A 9,774-nucleotide genomic window follows, 5' to 3' on the forward strand; every position below is an offset into this window, starting at 1 on the left:
TGATCGCCGGTGGGGCGAGGCCGGCCGCAAACAAAAAACGCCCCGACCGATCGGGTCGAGGCGCGGACGCGGCTCGGACCTTTTTAGCGGATTGTTTTACGTGGCCCGCAAGCCGGTCGACCAAATCACCACGTGGGGTCGCTTGTACGACTGCGTATGACCGCCGTCAAGTGCGGCTAGCCATGACTTGCGGTCTCCTCTGCTCCTTGCGGAGAGGAGGATTTCGACAGCATTCCCTTCATGTCCCCAAGCTTCGCCCCGCCAAGCAGCATCGTCAGTCCCCCGAAGGTCGCCGCCCCGCCGGCCACCAGCAGCGCCAGGGCGGCGAACCGCACCGCGGTGGATGACGCAGCCAGCCAGGGCGCCAGCACACGGTCGCCGACCAGAAGTGCCGCCCCCATGCCGGCTGCCGCAATTGCGATGCGCGGCGCACGGCGTTTCAGCCGGTCGTCCAGGTCGAACAGGCCGCGCCTCCGCATTGCCGCGACCAGCAGCCCGACATCCAGCCATGCAGTCAAACCGGTGGCGAGCGCGATTCCGACATGGCCCAGCCAGGGCATCAGCAGCAGCGCCAGCAGTGCGGTCGCCACCGTCACGATGATGGCGACGCGCACCGGCGTCACCGTGTCGTGCCGGGCGAAGAAGGCGGCGTTCAGCGACTTCACGATCACATAGGCAGGGATGCCGACGGCATAGGCGGCGAGCGCCATCGCCGTGGCCTGCGCCTCCTCCGGGCCGAAGGCGCCGCGCTGGAACAGGACGGAGACGATCGGCGCTCCCGCCACACCCAGCGCGACCGCCGCCGGCAGGCCGAGCAGCAGGCTGAACTCCAGTGCGCGGCTCAGGTAATGGCGGACCATCCGCTCGTCCCCAGCGGCGACATGGCGGGCCAGAACCGGCAGAAGGGCGGTGCCGATGGCGATGCCGATGACGCCCAGCGGCATCTGGTTCAGCCGGTCGGCATAATAAAGGAAGGACACCGCGCCCGACGGCAGCAGCGAGGCCAGCACGATGTTCAGGAACAGGTTGATCTGCATGACCCCGGCCCCGATCGCGCCGGGCCCGATCAGCCGGAACAGCCGGCGCATCCCTTCCGTCACGCGCGGCGGACGCAGCCGCAGGGCGACGCCCGCCTTGCCGCAGGCCCAGGCCATCCAGCCGACCTGCACCGCACCCGACAGCGTGACCGCAGCCGCCATGGCGGTTCCGGGCTCCAGCCCCAGCCGCGGGGCGATCAGCAGGGCGGCGACCAGCGTCAGGTTGAAGGCGATGGGGGCGGCGGCGAACGGGCCGAAACGGTCGAGCGCGTTCAGAACCCCGCCCAGCAGTGCCACCAGCGAGATGAGCGCGAGATAGGGGAAGGTCAGGCGCGCCATGTCCACCGCCAGGGCGAACTTGGCCGGCTCGTCCGAAAAGCCGGGGGCCAGACCATGCATCAGCCAGGGCATGGCGACGACGGCGGCCAGGGTGAAGGGCAGCAGCATCGCCAGCAGCATCGCCAGCGCCTCCTCCGCGAAGCGGATGGCGGCTGCGCGCCCGCGGGTCTGCAACTCTGCAGCGAAGAGCGGAACGAAGGCGACGCCGAAGGCGCCTTCCGCAAACAGGCGGCGGAACAGGTTGGGCAGCTTCAGCGCGACGAAGAAGGCGTCGGCGACCGGCCCGGCGCCGAGCATGGCCGCGGTCAGGATGTCGCGTGCGAAGCCGGCCAGCCGGCTCAGCAGGGTCAGGCCGCCGACGGTGGCGATGGCGCGTGCGAAATTCATCGCGGCGGTATAGCCGGCAAGGGAAGCGCGGCAAAGCCGGCTTTTCGGCGCAGTGGGTGCGGTGCCGTTGGTGGTGGTGATGGCGCTGGTCTGCCTGGGTGGAGCAACTGTCCGCCGCTGCCACCTTGCCGGTAATGGCGTTGCGTCGGCACGGGCGTTACGGCATGCTGGCGTCCGCCTGCCGCTGCCGTCCACATTTTCGCCGATGGACGCGGCCGGCGGACGATCCACTGCGTTCGGGGTATACGTGAAGCGGGCGCTCTGGCTTTTTTCCGGTTTCGGCGGGCGGCTGGTCCTGCCTGCCCTGGCGGTTGCACTGGCCATCGCCGCCCTGTGGTGGATTCTGCTCGACCGTCTGCATCGGGAAGAGCGCCTGCTCGACCAGACGGCCCATGAGAAGACCGCCGTCGTCGCCCGTCTGGTGGAGGAGCATGCGGTTTCCACCTTCCGCCGGGTCGACGACCTGCTGCTGGACCTGATCGCCAACACCGAGCGCAACCGCGCCATGCGCCTGGATTCGCGCCGCGCCTTCGAAGAGGGGCTGGTGGTGGGCGTCCGCGTCTATGACGCCTCGGGCTTGCTGACCATGGGCGGGGGACGGGCAACCTTCCAGGGGTCCATCGCCGACCGCGACGAGTTCCGCATCGCCCGTGACAGCGCGCCGCGCGGGCTGGTGATCGGCATTCCCTATGCCTCGTCGGAGACGCATGACCTGATCATCCCGGTGTCGCGCCGGCTGGAGAACACCGACGGTACCTTTGCCGGGATCGCCGTCGCCGACATTCCGGTCGAATCCTTCGTCCGCTATTACCGCGTACTCGGCCTGCCGCCGGACGGTGCGGCGGCGCTGCTGCGCTCCGACGGCATCATCATCGCCCGCAATGCGGGGATGAACGCGGCGTCGAACCGCGATTCGGCCAATGGAGAGCTTTGGCAGGCGATCAAGCAGCATCCGGTCGGCCATATGCGCCTGATCAGCCCGATCGACGGCGTGGAGCGGATCACCGCCTTCCGGTCGGCTCCAGATTACCCGGTGATCGCGGTCGTCGGCGAATCTGTGGAGACGGTGTTCGGACCCTGGCGCGACAATGCCCGCCTCTATATCGGCTGGGCGGTCGCCACCACGGTCGTGATCCTGCTGTTCGTCATCGCCTTCATCGTCGAACTGCAATGGCGCCGCCACACCGACCGGGCGTTGCGTGTGCGCAACCGGGCGCTGGCCTGGAGCAACGACGGCATCATGATCGCCGACGCCACCCAGCCAGGCATGCCCATCGTCTATGTCAATCCGGCGCTGGAACAGCTGCTGGGTGCGCCGATCTCCGCCCTGATGGGCAGTGGCGCGCTGACCGCGCTGGAGCGGGCGACGAACGACAGGGCGGCACTGCAGCCGCTGCGCGACGCCATCGTGGTGGGCCGGGACGCGCGGGTGGAATTGACCCGTCCCGGCCTTGTCGCGGACGGGGCGGACCCGCAAGGTCCGCGCTGCCTGGAACTGAGCGCGTCGCCGGTGCGCGATCACGACAACCGTCTGGTCAGCCTGATCGCCACCGTCCGCGACATCTCCGAGCACAAGCGGGCCCAGGCGGCGCTGACGGAAGCCCGGCGGGAGGCCGACGTTGCGAACGTCGCGAAGTCGAAATTCCTGGCGGCGGCCAGTCACGATCTGCGCCAGCCGGTACAGTCGCTGATGCTGCTGATGGAGGTGCTGTCCACCCGCGTCAGCGACGGCATGACCCGCAATGTCCTGGGCACCATGGATCGGGCGCTGGGCGCCCTGAAGATGCTGCTGGACGGGCTGCTCGACGTCTCCCGTCTGGAGGCCGGGGCGGTGATTCCGGAAGTGGAGGTGTTTCCGCTGCAGGAGGTGATGGACCGCGTGGCAGCCAACAGCCGCTCCGTCGCCGTCCAGAAGGGGCTGATCCTGCACATCGTGCCATGCAGCGCCCATGTCCGCAGCGATCCCATGCTGTTGGGCCGCATCCTGCAGAATCTGGTGGAGAACGCGCTGCGCTACACCGACAGGGGGCGCATCCTGATCGGCTGCCGCCGCCGGGGCCGAATGCTGCGGATCGAGGTGTGGGACACCGGCATCGGTATCCCGGCCGACCAGCAGGAGGACATCTTCCAGGAGTTCGTTCAGGTCGGCAATCCCAGCCGCAACCGCGACCGGGGCCTTGGGCTCGGTCTGGCGGTGGTGCGGCGGCTGTCGGCGATGCTCGACCATCAGGTCACGGTGCGGTCCGCCCCCGGCGAGGGATCGGTCTTCACGGTGGAACTGCCGATCGCCGACGCGCCGGCGGCCAAGACCATGCCCGCTCCGCTGGCACCCTTGCCGGGCTTCGCCACCACCGTGCTGGTGATCGAGGACGATGGAATCGTGCGCGAAGGGATGCGCGCCATGCTGGAGGAGTGGGGCTATGTCGTCCTGGCGGCCGAATCCTGCAGCGAGGCGCTCGACCTCGCCAATCGCGGGCCGGTTCCCAACCTGATCGTTGCCGATTACCGTCTGCGCGACGGCCGCACCGGAACCGAGGCGATCCGGGAGGTCCGGCTGGCGCTCGGCCGCATCCTGCCCGGCATCCTGGTCACCGGCGACACCGCTCCCGCCCGCGCTCAGGAGGCGGAGGCCGGCAATTTCCGCGTCATGCACAAGCCGGTGATCGCCGCCGACCTGCGACGCGCGGTGGCCGAGGCCCTGGAGCCGATTCTGCGCGAACGCCAGACGGTCGCCTGAGACGCTTGCCTGAGACGATCACCTGACTTGGCATCCGAGGTTGGTCAGGGGATCAGGCTGTTCAGGTCGAAATCCTGCGCGAAGGCGATCATGGCACCGCAGGCGCTGGCCGACCCGACCCGCAGCACGCCTTCGCCCACCACCGTCGGGAACTTGCTCTTCTGCAAAACCTGCTGGGTCTTGACCGGATCGGCGACACGCAGCACGAAGCCGGCGAAGAAGGGCAGGGTAGCGATGGAGAAGGCCGGATCGGAGGTCCAGGCCCAATTCAGCCGGTCCGGCGTGGCAACCAGCACCGGGACCTGACCGTCGCCGGACCCTGCCGGTTCCACCACGCGGGCGGAACCGCGGTCGGTGACGGTGCCGCCCAGCAGCTTCGCATAGGTCGCGGCGACCGCGTCGGGATCGGCGGCGGCGATCACCAGCGCTTCCAGTCCGGTGGCGCCGTTGGCGTGCTCCATCTGGTCGGGGCGCCAGACCAGATCGGGCGTGTGGTGCTGGCACAGGAAGACACGGCCGGCCGGGGTGGCGGCCGGGTCGATCTGGGTGATGGTGAAATTGGCGTCACGGGTGCCGCCGGGCAGTTCCACCGGGCGGCCGAAATCGACGGGTTCCGACACCGGGAAGCCGGCGGCGGTCAGCGGCTGGGCGGCGGCGCGGGCGTCCGGCGTCTTCAGCGCGACGGCGGCGATGCCCTCGCGCTCGCGCAGGAAGGCGGCGTAGTGGGCGTTGGCCGGCCGCTGCTCCTCGATGCCCAGCAATTCCAGATAGGTGCCGGTCGGAAACAGGATGGTGTGGTTGGCCGACTTCAGCTGGGTGTGGTGGCCGCGCGGCGTCACGGTGAAGCCGAGCCGGGTATAGGCGTCGCGCGCCGCGTCCAGGTCGCGGGTGGCGATGACCAGATGGTCCAGTCCGGTGATGCCGTCGATGCTCATGGCGTCCTGCCGCTGTCGGGTTGCTGTGCCGCCAGCGATAGAACAGCCGGCCCGCCGCGGCAAGTGCGAAGCGGCCGGGCCTCCTCGTGGGAGGCCCGGCCTGATCGTCACAGCGCCTGCTGCAGCTCCGGAACGGCCTTGAACAGGTCGGCAACGAGGCCGTAGTCGGCGACCTGGAAGATCGGCGCCTCCTCGTCCTTGTTGATCGCGACGATCACCTTGCTGTCCTTCATGCCGGCGAGGTGCTGGATCGCACCCGAGATGCCGACGGCGACGTACAGCTCCGGTGCCACGATCTTGCCGGTTTGCCCGACCTGATAATCGTTCGGCACGAACCCGGCATCGACCGCCGCGCGGCTGGCGCCAACCGCCGCGCCCAGCTTGTCGGCGATGGCCTCCAGCAGGTGGAAATTGTCGCCCGACTGCATGCCGCGACCGCCGGAAATCACGATGCGGGCGGAGGTCAGTTCCGGCCGCTCCGACTTCGACAGCTCGACCGAGACGAAGCTGGACAGGGCGGGATCGGCGACGGCGGCGACGCTCTCGACCGGGGCGCTGTTGGTGGCTGCCGCCGCCTCGAAGGCGGTGGTGCGGACGGTGACGACCTTCACCGGATCGGACGACTGCACGGTGGCGATGGCGTTGCCGGCATAGATCGGCCGCTCGAAAATGTCGGCGGAGACCACGGCGGTGGTGTCGGAGATCATCGCCACGTCGAGCAGCGCCGCGACGCGCGGCAGCACGTTCTTGCCCACCGAGGTGGCGGCGGCGAGGACATGGCTGTAGCCGGAGGCGAGCGACACCAGCAGCGCCGCGACCGGTTCGGCCAGCGCGTGCTCGTAGGCGGCATCGTCGGCGAGCAGCACCTTGGCGACGCCGGCCAGCTTGGCGGCCTGCTCGGCGGCGGGGGCGGCGTTGCGGCCGGCGACCAGAAGGTGGATGTCGCTGCCGAGCTTGCTCGCGGCGGTCACGGCATGGGCGGTGGCGGGCTTGAGGGTGACGTTGTCGTGGTCGGCGAGGATCAGGATGGGCATGGCGGGTTCCTCTGGCGGGCGGGGTGTTGGCAGTGCAGAGCCTTGCCCCCACCCCGACCCTCCCCCGCTTCGCAGGGGAGGGTCGGGGTGGGGGCACCGGGGCCGGCGCTCAGATCACCCGCGCCTCGTTCTTCAGCTTGTCGACCAGCGTGGCGACGTCCGGCACCTTGATGCCGGCCTGACGCTTGGCCGGCTCGGCCACCTTCACCGTGGTCAGCCGCGGCGTCACATCGACGCCCAGCGCGTCCGGCATGACGGTCTCCAGCGGCTTCTTCTTCGCCTTCATGATGTTGGGCAGCGAGGCATAGCGCGGCTCGTTCAGCCGCAGGTCGGCGGTCACCACCGCCGGCAGCTTCAGCTCCACCGTCTCCAACCCACCGTCGATCTCGCGGGTGACGGCGACCTTGCCTTCGCCGGCAACCACCTTCGAGGCGAAAGTGCCCTGGCCCCAGCCGAGCAGGGCGGCCAGCATCTGGCCGGTCTGGTTGCAGTCGTCGTCGATCGCCTGCTTCCCGAGGATCACCATCCCCGGTGCTTCCTTCTCGACCAGCGCCTTCAGCAGCTTGGCGACGGCCAGCGGCTCGGTCGTCACGTCGGTCTGCACCAGGATGGCGCGGTCGGCACCCATGGCGAGAGCGGTGCGCAGGGTCTCCTGGGCCTGGGTCGGGCCGACGGAGACCACGACGATCTCGGTCGCCGTGCCGGCTTCCTTGCACCGCACGGCTTCTTCGACGGCGATCTCGTCGAAGGGGTTCATGCTCATCTTCACGTTGGCGGTCTCGACGCCGCTGCCATCCGCCTTGACGCGGACCTTCACGTTGTAGTCGACGACCCGCTTCACGGGGACGAGGATCTTCATGGCTTGCATCCTTATGCGGCTCTGATGTCTGCAAGGAAGCGATTGATCTCCTGATGGAGGTCCCCTGCCTGCCGCGCGAGATCGTTGGAGGCGCTCAGCACGTCCCCCGCCGCAGTCTTGGTGGTGTCGGCCGACCGCGCGACGCTGTCGATGATGGTGGTGACGGAATGAGTGGCCTTGGCGACCTGGGCGGCATTGGTGGCGATCTCGGCGGTCGCCGTTTCCTGTTCCTCCACCGCTTCGGCGACGATGCCGGAGATACGGCCCATGTCCTGGATCACCGCGACGATCTGACCGATGGCGGCGGCGGCGCCGTCGGTCACCGACTGCATGGTGGCGATCTGGCTGCCGATCTCGTCGGTCGCCCTCGCGGTCTGCGCCGCCAGATGCTTCACCTCGCCGGCGACGACGGCGAAGCCCTTGCCGGCCTCGCCCGCCCGTGCCGCCTCGATGGTGGCGTTCAGCGCCAGCAGGTTCGTCTGGGCCGCGATGTCGTGGATCAACTGGACCACCGCGCCGATGCGGCCGGCCGTCTCCACCACCACGCGCATGGTCTCTCCGGCTTCAGCCGTCGCCCCGACGGCCGCCTGGGTGATGCGGCCGGATTCGTCGATATAGCGGCTGATGTCGGTGATCGAGGCGCTCAGCTGGTTGGCCGCCGACGCCACCGTGCCGACGCTGGCCGCCGTCTCGTCGGCCGCAGCGGTGACGCTGGTCGCCTCGTTCAGCGTGCGGTCTGCACCGATGCTCATAGAGCGTGCCGTCGCCTCCAGCCCCTCGGCCGCCGCGGTTACCGCCCGGACGATGCCGCCAACCCGCAGGTCGAAATCCTGCGTCATCCGCTCCAGTTCCTGCGCCCGCTCGTCGCGCAGGGCACGGACACGCTCCTGTTCGGCATGGAGCACGTCGGCGCGGATCAACGCCTCCTTGAAGACCTGCATGGCTCCGGCCATCCGCCCGATCTCGTCGCCCCTTTCGGTCGCGGGGATTTCCAGCCGGCGGTCGCCCTCTGCGAGGCGCTGCATCGCCGCGCACATGGCCGTCAGCGGCCGGACGATGCCGCGGGCCAGCAGGATTCCGGCGAGGCTGACGACCAGGAGCAGGGCGGCGCCCACCCCGATCATCTGGTTGCGCATGGCGCGGACCGGAGCCTGGATTTCGTCGACCGACGCCTCCGCCAGCACCAGCCAATGCAGCCCGCCATGGCTCACCGGCCGATAGGCGGCGAGCGCCGGAGAGCCGCCGCCGAAGCTGGTGGCCTCCATGACGCCGATATGGTCGGGGTCGGTTTTCGCCGCCGCGACGACGGGGCTGTCATAAGGCGCCAGTATGCCCTGCCCGCCGGAGAAACGCGGCGTGCTGCGCAGACGCCCGTCCTCGCCGACCAGGAAGGTGTCTCCGGTTTCTCCCATGCCGTCGCTCGCCAACATGATGCGGTCGAGCCCGCCCGCTTCGATCCTGAATACCAGCGTCGCCAGAAGCTGTTGGCGACCGTCCGGGAACCGAAGGGCGACCGGCGCCGCCAGGAAGGCGGAGGCGGCTTTGCCGGCGGCATAGGGCGCGAAGTCGGCGATCATGGCCTCACCGGCCATGGTGCCCGCCACGATGCCGTCCACCAGCCGACGCAACGCGCCGTCGGCGACCCGCTTGGCGAAATCGTCGCCCTTGGCGGCGCTGTAAAGGACGGTGCCGTCCGGCGCCACCAGCAGCACGTCGGCCAGGCCGCGCCGCTGCATCAGATCACTCATCCAGCCATGCAGGCGCAGATGCGCCGTGTCGTACATGGCGTTGTCGGCCGATTTCTCCAGCTTGTAGCGCTCGGCCGCCGGATGGGGATTGTCGTCGACATAGCGTTTGCGCAGCAGGGCGGTGGGATCGCCACGGTCGGCTTCGATCCGCCAACCGTTGACGAGGGCCACCGCCGCGTCGCGCATGGACCGGGTGTTGGCGGTCAGCACGACGTCGCCCTCCAGACCGTCGAGGTAGGACCGCACGCTGGCGGCGCGGGCATCGGCCAGCGCCACCAGCTTTTCGCCGGCCGCCGCGCGCAGGCGGCTCGATGCCGCGGAGTAGGCGAAGCCGCCGAGCAGGATCGCCGTGACCACCGCGGCGCCTACCAGCGCGCCGGGAATCCTGTGACGCAGCAGCAAATCCTTTCCTTTGGGGCGGGACATCAGCGATTCCCCTTTCCGGGCAACCGGGCCATCAGCTCGCCGACGATGCCGCGGCGGAAGAGCAGGACGCAGACGACGAAGATGCAGCCGATGACGACCGGCACCGGCAGGCTGGTGGAGGCGAGGTAGCTTTCCAGCGTGACCACCAGCCCGGCACCCACCACCGGCCCGAACAGCGTGCCCATGCCGCCCAAGAGCGTCATCAGCACCACCTCGCCCGACATCTGCCACGTCACGTCGGTCAGGCTGGCGAGTTGGAACACCAGCGCCTT

At 69.3% G+C, this 9,774-nt stretch carries 6 protein-coding genes, 1 pseudogene and 1 riboswitch; of the genes and pseudogenes, 1 reads left to right on the forward strand and 6 read right to left on the reverse strand.

Annotation, left to right across the window (positions count from 1 at the left end; translation table 11 throughout):
• Window positions 1-62: 62 nt before the first annotated feature.
• Window positions 63-142, reverse strand: a riboswitch (SAM riboswitch).
• Window positions 143-176: 34 nt separating this feature from the next.
• The gene (gene murJ / locus FZ938_RS11430) at window positions 177-1,763 is read right to left on the reverse strand and encodes a murein biosynthesis integral membrane protein MurJ (protein ID WP_149198575.1); all 1,587 of its coding nucleotides are present in this window, start codon (window positions 1,761-1,763) and stop codon (window positions 177-179) included.
• Window positions 1,764-2,010: 247 nt separating this feature from the next.
• Between murJ and FZ938_RS11435 the strand changes: the two genes are divergently transcribed.
• Complete coding sequence (locus FZ938_RS11435; RefSeq protein ID WP_246457409.1) at window positions 2,011-4,500, forward strand: hybrid sensor histidine kinase/response regulator; 2,490 nt, start codon at window positions 2,011-2,013, stop codon at window positions 4,498-4,500.
• A 44-nt stretch (window positions 4,501-4,544) separates the two neighbouring features.
• Here the strand turns inward: FZ938_RS11435 and FZ938_RS11440 are convergent, their stop codons facing one another.
• The 5 genes and pseudogenes from FZ938_RS11440 to FZ938_RS11460 form a co-directional block, all read right to left on the reverse strand.
• A complete protein-coding gene (locus tag FZ938_RS11440) occupies window positions 4,545-5,435 on the reverse strand; it encodes a VOC family protein (protein WP_149198576.1) in 891 nt (296 codons plus the stop codon).
• A gap of 107 nt (window positions 5,436-5,542) precedes the next feature.
• Window positions 5,543-6,469 carry an electron transfer flavoprotein subunit alpha/FixB family protein gene (locus FZ938_RS11445; RefSeq protein ID WP_149198577.1) on the reverse strand — a complete coding sequence of 309 codons (927 nt, stop codon included), beginning with the start codon at window positions 6,467-6,469 and terminating at the stop codon, window positions 5,543-5,545.
• Window positions 6,470-6,578: 109 nt separating this feature from the next.
• Entirely contained in the window at window positions 6,579-7,328 is a 750-nt protein-coding gene (locus FZ938_RS11450; protein WP_149198578.1) for an electron transfer flavoprotein subunit beta/FixA family protein, read from the reverse strand.
• Window positions 7,329-7,339: 11 nt separating this feature from the next.
• Window positions 7,340-9,502 carry a methyl-accepting chemotaxis protein gene (locus tag FZ938_RS11455; protein WP_149198579.1) on the reverse strand — a complete coding sequence of 721 codons (2,163 nt, stop codon included), beginning with the start codon at window positions 9,500-9,502 and terminating at the stop codon, window positions 7,340-7,342.
• Window positions 9,502-9,774, reverse strand: a pseudogene (locus tag FZ938_RS11460) (branched-chain amino acid ABC transporter permease); the annotation flags it as partial. The pseudogene FZ938_RS11460 and the gene FZ938_RS11455, both read right to left, overlap by 1 nt.

It is taken from the genome of Azospirillum oryzae (assembly GCF_008364795.1).
GTDB lineage: Bacteria > Pseudomonadota > Alphaproteobacteria > Azospirillales > Azospirillaceae > Azospirillum > Azospirillum oryzae.

Bases quoted from the DNA above. Each gene is read 5' to 3' on its own strand.
- FZ938_RS11450 (WP_149198578.1), bottom strand. From the start codon at position 7,328: ATGAAGATCCTCGTCCCCGTGAAGCGGGTCGTCGACTACAACGTGAAG.
- FZ938_RS11440 (WP_149198576.1), bottom strand. From the start codon at position 5,435: ATGAGCATCGACGGCATCACCGGACTGGACCATCTGGTCATCGCCACC.
- murJ (WP_149198575.1), bottom strand. From the start codon at position 1,763: ATGAATTTCGCACGCGCCATCGCCACCGTCGGCGGCCTGACCCTGCTG.
- FZ938_RS11445 (WP_149198577.1), bottom strand. From the start codon at position 6,469: ATGCCCATCCTGATCCTCGCCGACCACGACAACGTCACCCTCAAGCCC.
- FZ938_RS11455 (WP_149198579.1), bottom strand. From the start codon at position 9,502: ATGTCCCGCCCCAAAGGAAAGGATTTGCTGCTGCGTCACAGGATTCCC.